The 21,385-nt window shown below is 42.3% G+C and carries 17 protein-coding genes and 1 pseudogene; 9 read left to right on the forward strand and 9 right to left on the reverse strand.

All coding sequences use genetic code 11. The features are described from left to right. Window positions 1-127 precede the first annotated feature (127 nt). Together FTT74_RS02385 and FTT74_RS02390 are read left to right on the forward strand one after the other, a co-directional pair. Window positions 128-286 (forward strand): annotated as a pseudogene (locus tag FTT74_RS02385) (methyltransferase); the annotation flags it as partial. Between the two features lie 23 nt (window positions 287-309). After that, window positions 310-732, forward strand: a complete 423-nt coding sequence (locus tag FTT74_RS02390) for a GNAT family N-acetyltransferase (RefSeq protein ID WP_004972455.1) — start codon at window positions 310-312, stop codon at window positions 730-732. 112 nt (window positions 733-844) lie between these two features. Here FTT74_RS02390 and FTT74_RS02395 read toward each other — a convergent pair whose 3' ends face one another. The 4 genes from FTT74_RS02395 to FTT74_RS02410 all read right to left on the reverse strand — a co-directional run bounded on the left by FTT74_RS02395 (window position 845) and on the right by FTT74_RS02410 (window position 5,941). After that, the gene (locus FTT74_RS02395) at window positions 845-1,177 is read right to left on the reverse strand and encodes a hypothetical protein (protein WP_004972453.1); all 333 of its coding nucleotides are present in this window, start codon (window positions 1,175-1,177) and stop codon (window positions 845-847) included. Window positions 1,178-1,348: 171 nt separating this feature from the next. Continuing rightward, window positions 1,349-3,484, reverse strand: coding sequence for a 3-hydroxyacyl-CoA dehydrogenase NAD-binding domain-containing protein (locus FTT74_RS02400; RefSeq protein WP_178867345.1), 2,136 nt, complete (start codon window positions 3,482-3,484; stop codon window positions 1,349-1,351). Between the two features lie 11 nt (window positions 3,485-3,495). Beyond that, the gene (locus tag FTT74_RS02405) at window positions 3,496-4,701 is read right to left on the reverse strand and encodes an acetyl-CoA C-acetyltransferase (RefSeq protein WP_096901568.1); all 1,206 of its coding nucleotides are present in this window, start codon (window positions 4,699-4,701) and stop codon (window positions 3,496-3,498) included. Window positions 4,702-4,930: 229 nt separating this feature from the next. Continuing rightward, window positions 4,931-5,941: an AraC family transcriptional regulator gene (locus FTT74_RS02410; RefSeq protein WP_004972448.1), complete on the reverse strand. Its 1,011-nt coding sequence runs from the start codon at window positions 5,939-5,941 to the stop codon at window positions 4,931-4,933. A 210-nt stretch (window positions 5,942-6,151) separates the two neighbouring features. Between FTT74_RS02410 and FTT74_RS02415 the strand changes: the two genes are divergently transcribed. The 4 genes from FTT74_RS02415 to FTT74_RS02430 all read left to right on the forward strand — a co-directional run bounded on the left by FTT74_RS02415 (window position 6,152) and on the right by FTT74_RS02430 (window position 10,965). After that, complete coding sequence (locus tag FTT74_RS02415) at window positions 6,152-7,312, forward strand: CaiB/BaiF CoA-transferase family protein (protein WP_004972446.1); 1,161 nt, start codon at window positions 6,152-6,154, stop codon at window positions 7,310-7,312. Window positions 7,313-7,549: 237 nt separating this feature from the next. After that, window positions 7,550-9,193: a nitrite/sulfite reductase gene (locus tag FTT74_RS02420; RefSeq protein WP_004972445.1), complete on the forward strand. Its 1,644-nt coding sequence runs from the start codon at window positions 7,550-7,552 to the stop codon at window positions 9,191-9,193. Then, window positions 9,186-9,671, forward strand: a complete 486-nt coding sequence (locus tag FTT74_RS02425; protein WP_004972443.1) for a DUF934 domain-containing protein — start codon at window positions 9,186-9,188, stop codon at window positions 9,669-9,671. Before FTT74_RS02420 ends, FTT74_RS02425 begins: the two co-directional genes overlap by 8 nt. A gap of 307 nt (window positions 9,672-9,978) precedes the next feature. After that, the gene (locus FTT74_RS02430) at window positions 9,979-10,965 is read left to right on the forward strand and encodes a diaminopimelate dehydrogenase (RefSeq protein ID WP_179988516.1); all 987 of its coding nucleotides are present in this window, start codon (window positions 9,979-9,981) and stop codon (window positions 10,963-10,965) included. Between the two features lie 129 nt (window positions 10,966-11,094). Here the strand turns inward: FTT74_RS02430 and FTT74_RS02435 are convergent, their stop codons facing one another. Continuing rightward, a complete protein-coding gene (locus FTT74_RS02435) occupies window positions 11,095-12,270 on the reverse strand; it encodes a thiolase family protein (protein WP_179988517.1) in 1,176 nt (391 codons plus the stop codon). Between the two features lie 130 nt (window positions 12,271-12,400). Beyond that, complete coding sequence (locus FTT74_RS02440) at window positions 12,401-12,919, reverse strand: GspH/FimT family pseudopilin (RefSeq protein ID WP_178867341.1); 519 nt, start codon at window positions 12,917-12,919, stop codon at window positions 12,401-12,403. A 375-nt stretch (window positions 12,920-13,294) separates the two neighbouring features. Here FTT74_RS02440 and omp38 point away from each other — a divergent pair, with 375 nt between their 5' ends. Further along, complete coding sequence (gene omp38 / locus FTT74_RS02445; protein WP_004972434.1) at window positions 13,295-14,335, forward strand: outer membrane protein Omp38; 1,041 nt, start codon at window positions 13,295-13,297, stop codon at window positions 14,333-14,335. Window positions 14,336-14,775: 440 nt separating this feature from the next. On the opposite strand, the gene FTT74_RS02450 is transcribed toward omp38, so the two are convergent. The 3 genes from FTT74_RS02450 to FTT74_RS02460 form a co-directional block, all read right to left on the reverse strand. After that, window positions 14,776-16,239 carry an amino acid permease gene (locus FTT74_RS02450; RefSeq protein ID WP_179988518.1) on the reverse strand — a complete coding sequence of 488 codons (1,464 nt, stop codon included), beginning with the start codon at window positions 16,237-16,239 and terminating at the stop codon, window positions 14,776-14,778. Then, a complete protein-coding gene (locus tag FTT74_RS02455; RefSeq protein ID WP_179988519.1) occupies window positions 16,236-17,273 on the reverse strand; it encodes a methyltransferase in 1,038 nt (345 codons plus the stop codon). Before FTT74_RS02455 ends, FTT74_RS02450 begins: the two co-directional genes overlap by 4 nt. 65 nt (window positions 17,274-17,338) lie before the next feature. Beyond that, entirely contained in the window at window positions 17,339-18,709 is a 1,371-nt protein-coding gene (locus FTT74_RS02460) for a uracil-xanthine permease family protein (protein ID WP_004972426.1), read from the reverse strand. Between the two features lie 172 nt (window positions 18,710-18,881). Here FTT74_RS02460 and typA point away from each other — a divergent pair, with 172 nt between their 5' ends. Together typA and mscL are read left to right on the forward strand one after the other, a co-directional pair. Then, window positions 18,882-20,720, forward strand: a complete 1,839-nt coding sequence (gene typA, locus FTT74_RS02465; RefSeq protein ID WP_179988520.1) for a translational GTPase TypA — start codon at window positions 18,882-18,884, stop codon at window positions 20,718-20,720. A 199-nt stretch (window positions 20,721-20,919) separates the two neighbouring features. Further along, on the forward strand, window positions 20,920-21,354 hold the full coding sequence (gene mscL / locus FTT74_RS02470; RefSeq protein WP_004972423.1) for a large conductance mechanosensitive channel protein MscL: 435 nt from the start codon (window positions 20,920-20,922) through the stop codon (window positions 21,352-21,354). Window positions 21,355-21,385: the final 31 nt, after the last annotated feature.

Consider the following 21,385-nt stretch of genomic DNA (forward strand, 5'->3'; position numbering starts at 1 on the left):
TTACACGGAAAACTTTAAGCTTTTCCAAGAAGAAAGAAAATCATGAAGCTGTCTTGCATCTATTTTTATTAAAATACAATCAAGACATGAAAGATAGGTGGTTAACACGTCACATTTAGACACTACCATGATTTTGGCAACCAAACGTCAAAATTGGAGTGAACCTGATCAAGCAGTTTTGGCACAAATTCGTGATTTAAAAACCATGTACGGTATTCAAAAACATTCTTTGGAGTTGTTGTTGAACGATCAGTGGGATCAACAGGGCATTGGTTCTAAGTGCTAAGCAAGATGGAACAGGATATAAAGATGCAAGATTATGAAATTCAATCGGGCACTTGGACACAATTTGCTGCAGAGGCCAAATCTATTCGTGAGCAAGTCTTTATTCAGGAACAGCGAATTGCGCCTGAAGATGAGTGGGATGCACAAGATGCAGTTGCCTTGCATTTTGTGGTCTATGCAACTGGACAGGCGATTGCAACAGCACGTTTACTGGAAAATCACAGTATTGGACGGGTCGCAGTGTTGAAATCACAGCGCGGTTTAGGTGTGGGACGTGTTTTAATGCAGCATATTATTCAGGTGGCAAAGCAGCAGCAACGTCCGTGGGTCAAGTTGTCTGCGCAGGAACACGCGATTCCGTTTTATCAAAGTTTGAGTTTTCAGGTTGAGGGTGAGTCGTATTTAGATTGTGGTATTCCGCATGTAGATATGCGATTGATATTTTAAACGAATTGTCGATAGTCCTGATTTTAATCGTGCAAAATAAAAATCGCCATGATGGAATGTGATCATGGCGATTTCTTTTTATAAACTGTATGAACAGAGCCGCTAGCGCATATTAATGTCCATGTGCGGGTGCTGGCTCATGGTTTTCAGGCATATTGGCATGTTCTGTTTCAGTCATACCGTGTGCATCTGCAGTTTCAGCAGCCAAAGCTTCACGTGCTTCACGATCTGCTTGTGCTTTTGCCAATGCTTCTTGTGACATAGCTGGCGCATTTTTAAAGGCGTGTTGCTGAGTATTCTGCTTTTGTTGCTGGCTAGGCATGTAGTCAGGTTCATTCGTGACCGCTAACCAGAAAATAAACATGAAAATTCCACCCAAAATACAGAAAATAAAGAGTGCTTTCCAACCCCAAGGTGATTTTTCAGGAGTAAGGCGTTCGGTCATGTGCATCTACCCAATTTGAATCTAAATCTTAAAATTATGTAACTTTATAACATAAAATGCATGAAAAACGGATTAAATTCTATTTATGCAGGGATATTCATTGTAATTTTGAGCAAATAAAAAGAGGGATGATATATCCCTCCCAGATTGCTTTAAATTTAAAGTTTAGCTTTAAATGCTTTTAGCACCTGCAGCAACACGATCTTGCAAGATTTTAGGTGGGGTAAAACGCTCGCCATATTCAGCAGTAAGTTGCTGTGCTCGTGCCAAAGCCTGTGTTAAACCATATTGATTCAAAAATTGTAAAGCACCACCTGTCCATGCAGGGAAGCCAATGCCAAAAATTGAACCAACATTGGCATCAATGACAGATTCTAAAACACCTTCTTCCAAGCAACGTAAGCTGTCCAGTGCTTGTACAAATAAGAAACGGTTAATCATTTCTTGTTCAGCGATTTCGGTATTTTTATACCAATGACTTAACCCCGACCAAAGCTGTTTTTTACCCTGTTCAGGGTAGTCATAAAAGCCTGCACCTGCAGCTTTGCCTTTACGTGAGAATTGATGAATCATGGTTTGAATGACTTCATCTGCACTCGACAGTGGTCGGTCTTTTCCTTCGGCTTGCAGCGCCTTACGTGCTTCCTGTGCCACGTGTTCAGATAAGGTTAAAGATACTTCATCCTGAATAGCAAGTGGGCCAACAGGCATACCTGCTTTTAAAGCTGCCATTTCAATTTTGGCAGGATGTACGCCTTCTGCCAGTAAGCGCAAGCCTTCCTGCACAAAAGTGCCAAACACCCGACTGGTAAAAAAGCCACGTCTGTCATTGACTACAATCGGTGTTTTACCAATGTGTTGCACAAAGTCATATGCTTTTGCCAAAGTATCGGCAGAGGTGTTTTTTCCTTTAATGATTTCTACCAACGGCATTTTATCGACAGGACTAAAGAAATGCAGTCCAATAAAGCGCTGTTGATCTTGCGCAGCTTGGGCAAGCCCGCTTATTGGCAAAGTTGAGGTATTGGATGCCATCACACCTTGTTCTGCCAGAAAAACTTCGGCTTCTTGTGTGACTTGCGCCTTGAGTTGAGGATTTTCAAATACCGCCTCAATAATCAAATCACAGCCTTGTAAATCGGCAGCCTGTGCCGTTGGATGAATATTGGCTAAGACTTGTGCTGCTCGCTCTGCACTTATACGACCTTGCGATACTTGTTTATCCAATAGTTTTTGACTGTAAGCTTTGCCTTTTTCAGCTTGTTCGATGGATACATCTTTAAGAACAACCGCAATGCCTTTGCTTGCTGTGGCATAAGCAATGCCTGCGCCCATCATGCCTGCACCTAAAATGCCGACTTTTTGAGTTTGATGCGGTGCAATGCCTTGCGGACGGCCACTGCCCGATTTAATCGCATTCAGCCCATGCCAAAAGGTGCCAATCATATTTTTAGAAATTTGACCTGTTGCGAGCTGGGTAAAATAGCGAGATTCAATGCGTAAGGCTGTATCGACATCAACCTGCGCACCTTCTACTGCTGCACTCAAAATTGCTTCAGGCGCAGGGTAACAGCCTTTGGTTTTGTCGCGTAGCATGGCAGGAGCAATGGAAAGCATTTGCGCGACAGCAGGTGTAGATGGTGTTCCCCCAGGGATTTTATAGCCTTTGACATCAAATACTTGTTGTGATTGAGGATGTGCAAGAATCCAGTCTTGGGCTTTGCTGAGTAATTCTGTTTCATTTTCAGCAAGATCATGGATTAAACCTAAACTTTGTGCTTTTTCCACACTCAGCTGTTTGCCTTCCATCAACAGCGGCAGGGCAGTTTGTAAACCCAATAAACGTACCATCCGCACAATACCACCGCCACCAGGCAATAAACCTAAAGTCACTTCGGGTAAACCAAACTTGGTTTTTGCATCACGAATTGCAATACGATGATGACAGCACAGAGCAAGTTCCCATCCGCCGCCGAGTGCCGTGCCATTTAAGGCAGCTACCACAGGAATACCACGGGTTTCAATATAACGCAGCTGTGCTTTTAGGTTTTCAATCATCTGAAAAAATGAGCTGGCATGCTCAGGCTGTACTTGAATCAACTCATCTAAGTCACCGCCTGCAAAAAAGGTTTTTTTCGCAGAGGCGAAAATGATTCCCGCCACTTGTTCGTCTGCTTTTAACTTTTGTACCACTTGCGCTAATGCATCTCTAAAGTCAGCATTCATGGTGTTGGCAGATTGATTTGGTGAGTCAAAGGTTAGAATGACAATGTTATCGGCATTTTTATAATAGTGAATGGCGCTCATTTTTATACTCCTTATACTCGCTCAATAATGGTGGCAATTCCCATCCCACCGCCTACACATAATGTAGCCATGCCGCGTTTTTTATCTTGTCGTTCTAGCTCGTCCAGTAAGGTGCCTAAAATCATGGCACCTGTAGCGCCAAGTGGATGACCCAAGGCAATAGCACCACCATTCACATTGACTTTGGCGGGATCAACCTGAAGTTCTGTAATAAAACGCAGAACCACGGCTGCAAAGGCTTCATTGACTTCAAACAGATCAATATCTTCAATGTTCAGTCCTGCTTTGGCTAAGGCTTTGCGTGCTGCAGGCGCGGGTCCTGTGAGCATAATGGCAGGGTCTGTGCCAACCAGTGCGGTAGCAAGCACTTTGGCGCGTGGTTTTAAGTTGTGTTGTTGTACCGCTTGTTCCGATGCAATCAAGACCAATGCCGCGCCATCAACAATACCTGATGAATTGCCTGCATGATGCACATGATTGACTTGTCCTGCTTCAGGATATTTTTGCAGGGCAATCGCATCAAAACCCATTTGTCCCATATTGGCAAAACTCGGCTTGAGCTGTGCCAAGCTTTCAGCCGTGGTCTGTGGTTTGATAAATTCATCTTGTGCCAAAATCACCACACCTGCCTGATCTTTGACAGGTACAATCGAGCGCTCGAAATGTCCCTGTGCTTGTGCTGCTGCGGCTTTGTGCTGTGATGCTGCTGCAAATTGATCGACTTCTGTACGGCTATAGCCATCGAGTGTGGCAATTAAGTCAGCGCCAATACCTTGTGGAATAAAGTCACAAGCCATATTGGTTTCAGGGTCGAATGCCCAAGCACCACCATCGGAACCCATTGCCACGCGTGACATAGATTCCACACCACCTGCAACGATTAAATCTTCCCAACCCGAACGAACTTTTTGCGCTGCGAGGTTCACGGCTTCTAAACCTGAGGCACAAAAGCGGTTGATTTGTACCCCAGCAACATCATTGTCCCAACCTGCGGCAATCGCTGCGGTTTTGGCAATATCTGCACCCTGATCGCCAATTGGTGTGACACAACCCAAAACAATATCGTCTACTTGTGAGGTGTCTAGGTTGTGTCGTTGTTGCAATTCATTCAATAAGGTTGTGAGTAGGCGAATGGGTTTAACTTCGTGTAATGCGCCATCTTTTTTTCCTTTGCCGCGCGGAGTGCGAATAGCATCAATGATGTAGGCCTCGCTCATAATCAATCCCTTGTCGATAGTTTTCTTTATGATTGCTTTTGAGTGTAATCTGAAAATTTTGAAGTGCAATGACGAGAACGGTACAGGTCAGTGAGGTTTTTTGCTAATTGGGATGACGCAGTAATTTGGCAGAAAGATTGAAACTATAATAGAGCGATAAAAAAAGCCCTTGCGGTGTGCAAGGGCAATCGATTGGAATTACGAGTTATTGTGAATTGTCGATTCTAAATTAATGATAACCGTGCAACTGACGGTATAAACCAGGTGTGACGCCAGTCCACTTTTTGAAAGCACGGTGGAAAGTACTGGTTTCGCTAAAGCCAACTTGTTGTGCCACATCTTCAAGGGTAAGTTCAGGATTCAGCAATAGGTGAATCGCGGCATCACGGCGTAATGCATCTTTTACCCCTTGATAGCTTTTACCTTCTGCAGCCAAACGACGACGCAAGGTTTGTGGCGATAGGTACAGCATGGATGCAACATCGTTCAAGGTTGGCATTTCTTCGCCAATTTGGCTCTTTAACACGTCACGAATACGCGAAGTTAAAGAATTGGTGTTTTTGAATTTCACCAACAATTGCGCAGGCGCGGTTTTTAAGAATTCGTCTAAGGTTTCTTGGGTTTGACGAATTGGTAAATCCAAGTAGTCGGCAGCAAAGGTAATTTCGGTGCGTGGCATGTCAAATTGCATGACAGGCGCAAAGAACAGCGCATCGTATTCATCTGCATGTGCAGGACGTGGATAGCCAAAATGTACGCGCTCCAAAGGCAGGCGACGTTCAATCAGCCAAGATGCCAAGCCGTGCCAAATCATCAACATACTTTCAGTAATAAAGTGATCAGGATCCATAGCTTGTGGAATAGATGGTACCAAACGTGCTTCGTGTTTATCACGTTCTAAGGTAACCGACCAATCATCACCAAACAGTTTGTAGAATTGCGAAGAGAGTTCTAAGGCATCGCCCAGTGTTTTGGCGTGAATTACCAATTGGCACATGATCGCGAATGTACCCAAACGACGTGGCTGAGAATCAAAACCCACGTGTTCGTCTTGGGTCACCATCCACAACATTTTAATAAAGCGGGTATATTGTTCAGGTGAAATACGTGCTTTCGGTTGGCGCAGAAGTTCTGCCTCAATACCGACATGAGATAATAAGGTTTCGACATCCATGCCGAGTCGCTTAACACCCGTGAGCGCTGCATTTACAAAATGGATACTAATGGTATCTCTGCTCATGTTAAATCCTTCAGTCTCTTTTGTATTCACGTAAGCTTGACCTAAATGACGCTAAAAAATTGAAATTGGCAATTTACAATACCAATTTTACTTATTTTACATAATAAATTGCCGAAATGATCAAGGTAAATGGCTGAACATGACATTGTGTTACAGTTTTGCTGTTTATAAGATGAACGGAAAATCAGTAAAAATCGAGTAATCACAACAATGACACATGCACTGAGCGGTTTAAAAGTTTTAGATTTTTCCACCTTATTGCCCGGCCCTTTTGCCAGTTTGTATTTGGCGGATATGGGTGCAGAGGTGATTCATATTGAATCGGCAACCCGTCCTGACTTAATTCGTTTATTTCCGCCCTATGCCAATGGACAAGCGACTTCGCACAGTTATTTGAATCGGAATAAACAGTCAATTACTTTGGATTTAAAATCCCCCGAAAGTATTCAGCTTATTCACGATAAAATTGCCGAATTCGATATTGTATTGGAACAGTTTAGACCAGGCGTGATGCAGCGTTTAGGGCTGGACTATGCCAGCTTGGCAAAAATTAATCCGCGACTGATCTATTGTTCCATCACAGGTTATGGACAAACAGGCGATTATCAACAAAGGGCAGGACATGACATCAACTATTTAGCCTTGTCTGGCATTGCGGGGCATAGTGGACGGCAAGCGGGTGGGCCGCCACCGCTCGGGATTCAAGTGGCCGATGTAGCAGGTGGATCATTGCATGCTTTGGTGGCGATTTTAAGTGCAGTGATAGAACGTCAGCGCAGTGGTTTAGGGCAGTATATTGATATTTCGATGACCGATTGCGCTGCGACTTTAAACAATATGGCCGCTTCAGCAGTTTTGGCGGCACAGGTTCCTCAATATGCTGAGCAATCTTACTTAAATGGTGGCACCTATTATGACTATTATGAAACAGCAGATGGCCGTTATCTTTCAGTCGGTAGTTTAGAGCCGCAGTTTATGCAGGGTTTGGCACAGATTTTAAACTTACCGATACTTTTGGAAAAAGGGGCATCTTTAGATCCGCAAGAGCGCTTGCAAGTCAAACACGCTATTCAAGATAAAATTAAAACACAAAGTTTTGCCACATGGCAGCAGGTATTCGCGCAATATGATGTCTGCGTTGAACCTGTATTCACTTTAGATGAAGCCTTACATTCACCTTTGGCACAGCAACGCGGTTGGACAGTAGAAGTTCCTATTCAGCAGAATGCCGAAAAAACTGAAACTCAGTTGGCGTGTCCAATTAAATTTTCACGTTCTCAAATGCGTTACGATTATATCGGGCAGGCTTTGGGTGCAGGGCAGTGGTCATCTCAGATTAAAAATCAGGATGAAGATGAAGCCAAGTCGTAATTTCAGGTAATCAATAATAGATCGAATAGATGCTATAGCAGAAAAAGTGCTAAAGCATGCACTATTTTGTGATAGCTCTATAAAAAGCCTGTAAATTTTGGCAAAGGCTTACAGGCTGTGATGTTGCAATGGCTTATCAATAAAATCGCTAATAAATATGTAAAAAACACATTTTGTTGATAGATTGAATCTCGCTATGCTGTCAGCCGTGATAATAGAAATGACTAGCTGTACGCCATGTATTTATATACTGATTTCGATCAGCAACTGATTAATGAACGTGTTGCACAGTTCCGCGACCAAACGGAACGTTATTTAGCAGGCAAATTGACTGAGGATGAATATCGTCCATTGCGTCTGCAAAATGGTTTGTATGTACAACGCTATGCGCCAATGTTGCGTATTGCGGTGCCTTACGGTCTGATGAACTCTAAGCAATTGCGTAAAGTTGCGCAGCTTGCCAAAGACTATGACCGTGGCTATGCGCACGTATCAACACGTCAAAATATTCAGTTTAACTGGCCTGCACTGGAAAATGTGCCTGACATGCTGGCAGAGCTTGCAACCGTACAAATGCACGCAATTCAGACTTCGGGTAACTGTATTCGTAATACCACCACAGACCAGTATGCAGGTGTCGTGGCGGGCGAAATTGCTGACCCACGTCCAACCTGTGAATTAATTCGTCAGTGGTCGACTTTCCACCCTGAATTTGCCTTCTTGCCACGTAAATTCAAAATTGCGGTGTCTGCACTGGAAGAAATTGACCGTGCTGCGACTGCATTTCATGACATTGGCGTCTATATTGTTAAAAATGAAGCAGGCGAAATTGGCTATAAAATTAAAGTTGGTGGCGGCTTAGGTCGTACTCCAATTATCGGTAGCTTTATTCGTGAGTTCTTGCCACGTGAAGATTTGATTGCTTACTTAGAAGCTATTTTACGTGTTTATAACTTGCATGGTCGTCGCGACAATAAATATAAAGCACGTATCAAAATTTTGGTAAAAGCCTTAACTCCAGCAGTATTTGCAGAAAAAGTTGAAGCTGAATTTGCACATACGGTGAAAACCTTAAAAATTGATGCAGAAACTTTGCAAAAAATGGATGAAAACTTCACGCCATTTGCTTATCAAAACTATGCCGATGAAGATTTTAGCGAGCTGTTTGCGCAGTATCCAAAATTCAAGCAATGGTTCAACATCAACACCAATGCGCACAAAGTACAAGGCTATCGTATTGTCACCATTTCATTGAAACGTGCAGGTGTTGCACCGGGTGACATGACGACAGAAGAAATGAATCTGATTGCAGATTTAGCCGATCAATATACCTTTGGTGAGTTGCGTACCACGCATGAGCAAAATATTGCTTTGGTAGATGTGCCACAAAAAGACCTGTTTGCATTGTGGCAAGTGCTAGATGCTAACAACTTGGCGCGCGCGCATATTGGCTTTATTACCGATATTATTTGCTGTCCGGGTGGTGATTTCTGTTCACTTGCCAATGCCAAATCTATTCCAATTTCAGAAGCCATTTCACGCCGTTTTGATGATTTGGATACCATTTATAATCTTGGCAAACTGGATTTAAATATTTCAGGTTGTATGAACGCTTGTGGTCATCACCACGTTGGTAATATCGGGATTTTAGGTGTCGATAAAAAAGGCGCGGAATTCTACCAAATCACTTTGGGCGGGCATGCAGACCATGATGCGTCAATCGGTGATATTTTAGGGCCATCTTTTGCTGCTGAAGTGATTCCTGATGTGGTGGAAGAAATTTTAAATACCTACTTAGATTTGCGTAGTGAAGGTGAAGACTTCATCGACACTTATCGCCGTGTCGGCATTCAACCATTTAAGGAGCGCGCTTATGCTTAATACTGCACTACCTGTGCTCGCAAAAGATGGCACGATTGCAGACAATACTTATCAAGTGATTGCGGAAGATGCAGCATTACCGCAAGGTGATGTGGTGCTCAGCGTTGAACAGCTTGATCAGTTGGCACAAATTTCAGGTAAAAAAGCCCTATATTTAACGGTAGATGCTTCGCCTGAAAACCATGAATTTCCATTGGCAGAACTGGATGCAATTTTTATTGAATTTTCAGGTTTTAACGATGGCCGTGGTTATTCTTTTGCGGCATTGTTACGCCGTCAAGGCTTTCAGGGTGAACTTCGCGCAGTCGGTGATGTCTTTAAAGACGTCTTAAATTATATGAAACGTGCAGGTTTCGATACTTTCGTGATTAAAGAAGGTAAAGATGTGCAAGAAGCTGCAGCAGGTTTGGCGGACTTTACCCATCCTTATCAAGCTTCTACCGCAGTGCCAAAACCAAATTATCAAACAGGTGCGTAATATATTGATGATGGATTTCATCGAAATGTAGATAGATTTTATCGAAATATCGCGGTTCACACATTTACAAACAGCCTGCCATGTGCAGGCTTTTTGTTTGCCTTAAAATGATCAAACGGCTTGTTTTATCGCACTTCTTAATGATTTAATTTACCGCAAAGTGCTGTAGTATAAGCACGCTGATGTAGCATCGCAGTCTTATGTAGGCGTTATTTTTACATTATCAAAAATCAATCAAGACGATAATTTGATGTGATTATCCTCTGATTTATTTTTCAATTTTTTCATGATGAAGTGATTTGTCTTTATGCAAAATTCTATCCGTATTGGTATTGCTGGTTATGGCAACTTAGGTCGTGGTGTTGAAACGGCGATTCATAAAAACCCAGATTTACAATTGGTGGGTATTTTTACCCGTCGTGCGCCTGAAAGCGTTTCACCATGTTTTGCTGAAACAGCAGTGTTTCACATGGATTCATTGTCAGATTTTCAAGACAAAATTGATGTGCTGATTTTATGTGGTGGTTCAAAAGACGACTTGCCACAACAAGGTCCAGTACTGGCGAGCCAATTTAATATTGTCGATAGTTTCGATACGCATGCACGTATTCCTGAATATTATGCATCTGTAGATGCACCTGCGACAGCGAACAAGAAAACTGCACTCATCTCAATTGGTTGGGATCCAGGCATGTTCTCGATTAATCGTTTATTTGGTGAAGCGTTGTTACCAGATGGTGAAACCTATACTTTTTGGGGTAAAGGTTTAAGTCAGGGTCACTCAGACGCCATTCGTCGTGTTGATGGTGTAAAAGCAGGTGTGCAATATACTATTCCATCAAATGATGCCATTGAGCAAGTGCGTAGCGGTGCGCGCCCTCTATTAAGCACCAAAGATAAACATACTCGTGAATGTTATGTCGTACTTGCAGAAGGTGCCGATGCTGCTGCGGTAGAGCAAGCGATTGTGACCATGCCAGATTATTTCGCTGACTACAACACAACCGTAAATTTCATTGATGAAGCGACTTTAGCCAAAGATCACCAACGCATGCCACATGGCGGTTTTGTCATTCGCAGTGGCAATACCAGCGATGAACAAAAACAAGTGCTTGAGTTCTCATTGAAGTTAGACAGCAATCCTGAGTTTACCGCGAGTATTTTGGTGGCTTACGCACGTGCTTGTTATCGTTTAAACCAAATGCAGCAATATGGTGCAAAAACTGCTTACGATGTTGCGCCAGGCTTATTGTCAATGAAATCGCCTGAACAGTTGCGTGCAGAATTGCTCTAAGACTTTTTCAAGCCGTAAGCAAAAAGACGAATCATTGATTCGTCTTTTTGCTTTTTGAATAAAGAGGGGTTAGGGAATGACTGTATCCCATCTGCCCTAATTCCGTTTTACAAATAGGGCTTCAAGGCATTAAAGCAATTCAATCGCAACTGCAGTTGCTTCACCACCACCAATACAGAGAGCAGCAACGCCACGTTTGCCACCTGTGCGTTTAAGCGCATGAATTAAAGTCAGGATAATACGTGAACCTGTAGAACCCACAGGATGCCCAAGTGCACATGCACCACCGTTGATATTCACTTTTTCAGGATCAAGCTTGAACTCATCCATTGGGCACATGGTGACCATAGCAAAAGCTTCATTAATTTCCCATAAATCTACATCTGCAACTTGCCAACCCGCTTTATCCAATACTTTTTGAATCGCACCAATTGGAGCAATGGTGAATTCTGAAGGATGTTGTGAGTTGGTTGCATAGCCCACAATTTTTGCCATAGGCTTTAACCCTTGGGCAGCAGCATGTTCAGCAGAAGTGAGTACGAGTGCCGATGCACCATCCGAAATAGAGCTGGCATTTGCAGCAGTAATACTACCATCTTTAGCGAAGGCTGGACGAAGTGTTGGAATTTTTTCAATATTGGCATTAAAAGGTTGTTCATCTTTATCTACAATGACATCGCCTTTACGTGTTGCAACTGTCACAGGGACAATTTCATCGGCAAAATAGCCTTCATTGACTGCAGTTTGTGCACGTTTGAGTGAGCGAATCGCAAAGTCATCCATTTGTTGGCGTGTGTAACCTTTGCTATTGGCCATATCTTGTGCGAATGAGCCCATCAAACGACCTGTTTCAGCATCTTCAAGGCCGTCTAAGAACATGTGGTCTTTCACATCACCATGTCCCATACGGTACCCAGCACGTGCTTTGGTCAGTACATAAGGTGCATTACTCATTGACTCCATACCACCAGCGACAATGATTGAGGCAGAACCTGCTTTGATTGCATCGGCTGCTTGCATGACAGCTTTCATACCAGAACCACAGAGTTTGTTGATGGTGACCGCACCTGTAGAATCTGGTAAGCCTGCTTGACGCATCGCCTGACGAGCAGGGCCTTGCTTTAAGCCTGCAGGCAGGACGCAGCCCATAATGACTTCATCGATTTCTGTTGCTTGTACCCCCGCACGTTGAATGGCCGCTTGGATACTTGCCGCACCTAATTCTGGTGCAGTCACATTGGCTAAACTGCCTTGAAAGCCACCCATTGCAGTGCGTGCACCATTTACAATAACGATATCCGTCATTTTATACTCCCAGTTTTTTATATGTGCTTTTGTCTAGATTTAATTCCAAGCAGGAATAGATCACTTCAGCAGTATAGGCAAAAAAAGATGAGAATAAAGTGACAATATCAAGATCATTTAGACTGCTCAGTTAACATCCATTGATGTCTTCAGCTCGAGTTTGCCCCATTTTACTAAGCACCAGTCGTTTGCTCGCGACGTGAGTAGAGCAGTAAAAGAAACTACCATTCGAGCCGATCGGCAAACCTTGTTGTGCATTAAAAGTTACACTGGGTATGTTTAAAGTGCCACGCCAATCCAAGGTACCGTATTTAAGTGCAGTTTTTTCTGTATAAAGAATGTATTCATTGTTGTCTATCTGACGATTTTTATTTCGATCAATAAAAATCATAAAACCCGTATTCCAGTTTTGCTTACTGCATTGGCTAAAGTCATGTGTTGGACAGATCACAACATTACTATGATGGGTGAAGGCATGGGAGCGTGCTATTTTCAGGCTGGACTGTAATGAATACTGAATTCGCTTGAGTTCTTGTTGTGCCATCAGCTGATGAAAATAGGGCAGGGCAATCATGACTAAAATCGCACTAATTGCTAACGTGACGATCAATTCAAACAGCGTGAAGCCATTTTTGCTTATATTCGACATAAGTCTATACCTGTTATTGTTATGTTTTTTTATGATTAATTTGAGTAATTTGTTGTTTTATAGCACTTTATGTGTTGTATAATAATTACTAAACAACTTTTCGTGAAAGTGTTAGAATAAACCGCAAGAAAGATAGGCTATTCGCACCAAATAATTGAGTAAAAAGTTACCGAATTACAACGGAAATTGTAAGTAATTTTGTCAATAATTTACTTGATTAAAATTATCAAGCACTTGGAAAAGTAAAAAAGTGTTTGTATGATTCAAAGTGACTAGCTTAAAAATAATACTGGGGTATAAGAAAGCCTATCTCAGGGTAGTCGAAAATTTAGGCTTGAGCTTGAACAACAATTGTTATCTCTGGAGGATAAATCCATGAAAATGAGTCGTATTGCATTAGCAATGCTCGTAGCTGCTCCTTTAGCTGCTGCAAACGCGGGCGTAACTGTTACCCCATTAATGCTTGGTTATACTATGTTTGATACACAGCATAACAATGGTGGTAATGATGGTAGTTTAACAAGTGGCGCAGAACTTGATGATGACTTGTTCGTTGGTGCAGCACTTGGTGTTGAGCTTACTCCTTGGTTAGGTTTTGAAGCTGAATATAGCCAAATCAAAGGTGATGTGAGTAACGGTGGTGAATACAAGGGTCAAAATATCGCAGGTAACTTCTATGCGACTTCTGATCTAATCACTAAAAATTATGACAGCAAAATCAAGCCATACGTACTTTTAGGTGCTGGTCACTATAAATATGACGTAGAAGGTGCTAATGGTGTCGGTTATATCCGTGATGGTGAAGAAGGTACTTTAGGTAATGCAGGTGTGGGTGCGTTCTTCCGTTTGAACGATGCTTTATCTCTTCGTACTGAAGCACGTGGTACTTACCACTTTGATGAGCAATTCTGGAACTACACAGCTTTAGCTGGTCTTAACGTAGTTCTTGGTGGTCACTTGAAGCCAGCTGCTCCTGTAGTAGAAGTTGCCCCAGTTGAAACCGTTGCTCCAGTTCAACCAGCTCCACAAGAGTTGACTGAAGACCTGAACATGGAACTTCGTGTGTTCTTTGATACGAACAAATCAAACATCAAAGATCAGTACAAGCCAGAAATCGCTAAAGTTGCTGAGAAGTTAGTTGAATATCCAAACGCTACTGCTCGCATCGAAGGTCACACTGACAACACTGGTCCACGTGCATTGAACGAACGTTTATCTTTAGCTCGTGCGAACTCTGTTAAATCTTCACTTGTAAATGAATACAATGTAGATCCAGCTCGTTTGTCTACTCAAGGTTTCGCTTGGGATCAACCGATTGCTGACAACAACACTAAAGAAGGTCGTGCTATGAACCGTCGTGTATTCGCGACGATCACTGGCAGCCGTACAGTGACTGTTGAACAACAAGCTCAATAATTTGAGTTAAGTTGAAAAAACGACTCTTCGGAGTCGTTTTTTTATGCTTATTTTTTATGGCGTGTATCGATCAGAGAGCCTAAAATGATCCATATTCAATATGCTTTAAAAATACTGTAAAAGTATGATCTTGCAGAATAAAGGGTAAATAGAGTAGGGGCTGATAGTACTTAATATTTTGGTCTGTTGAACCCTAAACTAAGTCAAATTTTTTAGACAAGACATATAGACTTGATGTATCTCAGTCAATCAAGTAGTTGATTAGCGATTATGAAAATCAACATTGAGCAGTTTGTGGCGTGATTTCTCGCCGTATTATCAATAACGAAATTGCTTTAAAATAAAATTTGTCTTAAATTTACGCCATAAAAAAACAGCCAAATGTTGGCTGTTTTAGAATCTTAGCTTCTCAAATGAAGTGCAATAGAAGAAGATTTACTTTAGTCATGATCAGGGTGTAGTGGTTTCACATCCATCTCCTGATATGCAATCAGTTTGGTTTTGTGTTTCCATTTATAGCCTAACCAAATGACCAAGAACAAAAGAATACCAATATAAGTCGATAAAACTGCGAGCCATTCACCTTCAAGCACTGCTTGGTAGTTTTGCCCTAATACAACAATTGCACACAAAATAAAGGCAAACCATGGCGCAAAAGGAAAAAATTTAGCGCGGTAATCTAAATATTCAAGTTTGTAGCCTTGTGCCAAATAGCCTTTACGGAAGCGATAATGCGATACAGCAATTCCGAGCCAAACGATAAAACCACACATGCCTGACATATTCAGAAGCCAGTTAAATACTTGTTTTTCGCCAATAAATGTTGTTAAAAAACATAGTGCAGCGATTGCTGTTGTGGCATACAGTGCATTCATTGGGACGCCACGAGCATCCAAGCGGGCAAAAGCTTTTGGTGCACTGCCTTTACGTGCCATATCAAATAGCATACGGGTCGATGAATACATACCCGAGTTACCAGCAGAAAGAATCGCAGTTAAAATTACTGCATTCATGACACTTGCGGCAAAGGCAAAGCCTGCCTGTTCATATAGTAAAGTAAACGGAGAGAGTGCAATGTTATCGGTGGCGGCTGCTTGAAGTAAACGTGGGTCATCATAGGCGATTAAGGTACCAATAATAAAAATACACACGATATAAAACAACAAAATACGCCAGAAGATTTGTTTAATTGCAATTGGAATGGTTTTCTTAGGATTTTTAGATTCACCCGCTGCAACGCCAACCATTTCAGTACCTTGAAATGAGAATCCTGCAATCATCGCCACACCAATTAAGGCAGATAGTCCACCTACAAATGGCGCTTCGCCTTTGCTCCAATTGGCAAATGTAGCAACATCAGGGTTGAGCATGATTTTGACAATCATAAAAATACCGATAATGATGAATGCCACAATCGCAAGTACTTTGACCAAAGAAAAGAAGAACTCAGACTCACCAAAACCTTTGACGGTTAATGCGTTAATTGCGAAAACCACCGCTAAAAATAATGCACTCCAGTAAAAGCCAGGAATATCAGGAAACCAAAATTTCATGATGAATTGCACCGCAACCAATTCAAATGCCACGGTAATAGCCCAGTTGTACCAATAGTTCCAACCTAGTGCAAAACCGAAACCACCTTCGACATATTTACTGCCATAGGTAAAGAACGCGCCTGAAGTTGGATTATGCGTTGCAAGTTCGCCTAGACTGGTCATCAAAAAATAAATCATGACGCCAATTAGGGCATACGCAAGCAAGGCGCCACCAGGACCTGCATTGGCAATGGTCGCACCTGAAGCAAGGAATAAACCTGTACCAATTGAGCCACCAATGGCGATCATGTTTAAATGACGCGCACCGAGCTTACGCTGCAGTTTTCTACTGTTGTGTGAGTCGCTCATCCTACTTCCTTTGTATTTTTCTGCGTGCTGGCAAACAGCACTTTAAAGCCTTGTTGATCTGCCTTGATTGTGCATTGACCGAAACTTTGTTCAATTAAGAGTGGATAATTCAAAAAGCGATTGGCCACAATCCAAAGTTCACCACCCGATTTCAGATGACGACGTGAAGTTTTACACAGGTTTTCACTGGCATCGTAATGTGTTTGAATGCCTTGGTGGAACGGGGGATTACTCACGATGGCATGCAAAAATAGCGGTGCATCTTCAACGCCTGTCACGGCTTTAATTTCAAGTTGTTGTGGATTGAGCTGATTTTTTTCAAACGTCATTTGCGTTGACGCTAAAGCAAAGGCATCGACATCTAAAGCAAAAATACGATTTTCAGGGTTAAGTTTGGCTAAGTAAGCACTGATCACACCCGCACCACAGCCAAAATCTGCAATTTTCCCAGCAGTAACCTGATTCAAATAAGGCAGTAATACAGCCGTGCCAACATCCAAGTGTTTTTGGCTAAATACACCCGGCAAGGCACAAATCTGTAAATCGCCTTTAGGTGTAGCAACTGTATAGTTTTGCGCCCAATCTGCTAAGGCTTTAGTTTGAACCTTGCAGTCTAAAATCAGCTGCCATAGTTGGCAGTGGCGGGCGCTATCTAGTTTGAGTGTTTTGCCATAAGGTTGTAATTGCTTTGCAGCCCGTTCAATTCCTGCTTTCTTTTCACCGACTAAAAATACGCTGCTGCCTTGTGGGAGTTGTGCGGCAATGGTGTGAATCAGGTAATTGAGCAGTTCCTTGGATTTCGGCACAAAAATAACAGCCTGATCAAATTCACCTGCAGGCGATTCTGCACCAAAATGCACTTGCGCCTGTTGATTTTGAAAGTATTGATAGTCGTTAAAATTCCATGTCCAAACAGAAGCTTGGATTGAGTCACCCAATTCTGCGAGGAGTTGATCGGTCGGGGCATTGATCAGTAGAACGCGACCAGACAAATAGTCGTATTGTCTGAGTAAAACTTCGCTTTGGGGGTTCATGGTTCTCTCTCCAATAGAAAAACACTGTCTAAGTTCAGCTCAGACAGTGTTTTTTGGACATGCAATTACTTTTTAGTTTCAGGAAGCACAATATTTAAAATGAGTGCTGCAATACCGCCTGTTGCAACGCCTGAACTGAAAATATTACGGAATAATTCAGGTAAGTGTTCCAGAATTTGTGGCACTTGTGCAACACCTAAGCCTAAGCCCAATGAAATTGCAATAATCAGTAAGGCACGACGATCTAAAGCGACACCTGAAAGAATATTGATTCCCGAAGCGGCAACGGCACCAAACATCACCATCACAGCACCACCTAGTACGGCTTGAGGCACAGCCTGAATCACACCTGCAACTGCAGGAAGTAAACCTAAAATGATGAGTAGGGCAGCAATCCAGATGCCGACATAACGGCTAGCAACACCTGTAAGTTGAATCACGCCATTATTTTGGGCAAATACCGAACTTGGAAAGGTGTTGAAAATCCCTGCCAAGAATGAGTTAGCGCCATTTACCAATACACCGCCTTTAATGCGTTGCATCCATTGTGGGCCATCGACAGGTTGATTGGAGAGTTTAGAGGTCGCGGTAATATCACCAATGGCTTCTAATGACGTCACCAAATAAATAAATGCCAATGGAATGAATAAGCTCCAAGAGAAATCCAGTCCAAAATGCATCGGAGTCGGCACTTGTACCAGAGGGGCATCTTTCAGACCTGAAAAGTCGAGATGACCCATCATGCCTGCCATTGCATAACCAATCACCAAGGCAATTAAAATGGCAGAGCTTTTAATCCACGTGATATTGATGCGGTTCAAAATAATAATAATTGCCAAGACGGTACACGACATAATCAGGTTGTCGGTATTGGCAAAGGTATTATTGCTCATGGCTTGGTAGCCACCGCCCATACTGATTAAACCTTCTTTAATTAAGGTCAAACCAATGAGAAGTACCACAATACCAGTGACCAATGGGGTAATCAGCTTTTTGACCCACGGTAAAATTTGCGATACGCCCATTTCAATAAACGAACCTGCAATGACCACGCCAAAAATTGCCGCCATGACCGATTCAACAGGTGTGCCTGCGGCGACCATAGCAGAGCCAATACCAATGATTGGGCCAATAAAGTTAAAACTGGTGCCTTGCACAATGAGCAAACCTGCACCAAAAGGGCCGACTTTTTTACATTGTAAAAAGGTTGCAATGCCTGAAATGACCAAAGACATTGACAAGATCATGTTGGTATCTTGTTTGGAAACACCTAAAGCCAAGCAAATTAAGAGACCTGGTGTGACAATTGGAACAATAATTGCCAGTAAATGCTGAAAAGCTGCTAAAAAAGCGATGAATGGTTTTGGACGGTCATTCAGACCATAGACCAAATCGAGCTGGTCTTTTGGGTGGGGAGAGTGGTTTAAATCAGACATGAGTCATAAAAAATTGCAAAAGTGGCGCTATTCTAATCGAGTTACACAGCTTTACAAAACCCAAAGCACGCCACTCATCAAAAAAAATTGTGTGTGTCAATAAAGTGTCACTATAAAACTTTAGTATTTTTCTGTATAATTTGCCCTCAAATTTATAGCGTATTGAATTTAAATGTCTGATATTAAAACTCTCCGCAACATCGCAATTATTGCGCACGTTGACCACGGAAAAACAACTCTTGTGGATAAACTTTTACAACAATCGGGCGCACTCGGTGAACGAGCGGGCGAGATTGAGCGTGTCATGGATTCAGGCGCTATTGAAAGTGAACGTGGTATTACCATTCTTGCAAAAAACACTGCAATCAAATGGTTAGACAAACGTACTGATACTGAATACCGCATTAACATTGTGGACACCCCGGGACACGCCGACTTCGGTGGCGAAGTTGAACGTGTAATGTCGATGGTGGATTGCGTACTTCTTTTGGTTGACTCACAAGAAGGTCCAATGCCACAAACACGTTTCGTAACGCAAAAAGCGTTCTCACGCGGTTTGAAGCCAATCGTGATCATCAACAAAGTAGACAAGCCAAACGCGCGTCCAGACTGGGTTATTGATCAAGTATTTGACTTGTTTGATAACTTGGGTGCAACCGATGACCAATTAGACTTCCCAATCGTATATGCATCAGGCTTACGTGGTGTTGCTGGTCCTGCGCCAGACGAATTAGCGGAAGATATGACGCCGTTATTCCAAACAATTGTAGATATCGTCGAGCCACCAGCAGTTGATGTTGATGGTCCATTCCAAATGCAAGTCTCTTCACTTGACTATAATAGTTTCGTGGGTGTGATTGGTGTGGGTCGTATTCAACGTGGTTCTGTGAAATTGAATACACCTGTAACCGTGATTGACCAAGAAGGCAAAACACGTAACGGTCGTATCTTAAAAATCATGGGTTACCACGGTTTAGAGCGTATCGACATCGAATCTGCATCTGCAGGTGACATCGTTTGTGTAACAGGCATGGACGAATTACATATTTCTGACACGATTTGTGATCCGAAAAATGTAGAAGCTTTACCGCCGCTTTCTGTAGACGAACCAACCGTATCGATGACTTTCCAAGTTAACAACTCACCTTTTGCGGGTAAAGAAGGTAAGTTTGTGACTTCACGTAACATCCGTGAACGTCTTGACCGTGAATTGATTCATAACGTTGCACTTCGTGTAGAAGATACTGACAGTCCAGACCGTTTCAAAGTATCTGGTCGTGGTGAGCTTCACCTTTCTGTATTGATTGAAAACATGCGCCGTGAAGGCTTCGAAATGGGTGTATCTCGTCCGCAAGTCATCTTGAAAGAGATTGATGGCGAAATGCAAGAACCATACGAAAACGTGACTTTTGACGTGGAAGAACAGCACCAAGGCGCTGTGATGGAACAAATGGGTAACCGTAAAGGTGAGATGACCAATATGGAAGTAGACGGTAAAGGCCGTATCCGTATTGAAGCCACTGTGCCTTCACGTGGTTTAATTGGTTTCCGTTCTGAATTCATGACCATGACTTCTGGTACGGGTATCATGACGTCAAGCTTCTCACACTATGGCCCAATGAAAGCAGGTCAAGTTGCCAAACGTCAAAACGGTGTGTTGATCTCTATGGTTCAAGGTACGTGCTTGGGTTATGCATTGTTCAGCTTGCAAGACCGTGGTCGTTTATTCGCCAAGCCTCAGTTAGAAGTTTACGAAGGTATGATCATTGGTATTAACTCTCGTTCAGATGATATGGTGGTTAACCCAACCAAAGCGAAACAGTTAACAAACGTACGTGCTTCTGGTACTGATGATGCGTTGACACTGGTACCTGCAATTGAATTCACGCTTGAACAAGCGCTTGAATTTATTGAAGATGATGAGCTGGTTGAAGTAACGCCAAAGTCAATTCGTATCCGTAAGCGTTACTTGACTGAAAACGAACGTAAACGTAACCGTTCTGGTAAATAAGTTTTAAAAATGATGTTGTCCTCATGCGGGGCAGCAAAATTTAAAAATGCCATCAATTTATTGATGGCATTTTTTGTTTAAAATTAGCAAACCAATATATAAAAGCAGATGATTTCCGAGTAAATTACGTGGAAATGAAGCTATAAAATTAATGTATACTTCGTCACATAAATTAAAGTCAAAAAAACTGGAGATTTAAATGAGTATTATTCAAGAGTTCCGCGAATTTGCGGTAAAAGGTAACATGATCGACTTGGCTGTCGGTGTGATTATTGGTGGGGCATTTGGTAAAATTGTTGACTCATTAGTGAAAGATATCATCATGCCATTGATTACTGTGATCACTGGCGGTGGTGTGGATTTCACACAAAAGTTCTTTGTTTTGGGCGATAACCCAAACAATTTACAGTCTTTAGATGAGTTAACCAAAGCAGGTGTAAATGTCCTGACCTATGGTAACTTCCTTACGATTTTAATTAACTTCATTATTTTGGCATGGGTGGTGTTCTTAATGGTGAAAATGATTAATCGTATGCGCCGTAAACAAGAAGAAGCAGCGCCAGAACCAGCAGCAACGCCAGAAGATATCGCGTTGCTACGTGAAATTCGTGATGAATTGAAAAAACGTCAATAATTTTTAATACGCAATCAAAACAAACGGCGCT

The organism is Acinetobacter sp. YH01007 (assembly GCF_013420425.1).
GTDB classification, from domain to species: domain Bacteria; phylum Pseudomonadota; class Gammaproteobacteria; order Pseudomonadales; family Moraxellaceae; genus Acinetobacter; species Acinetobacter towneri.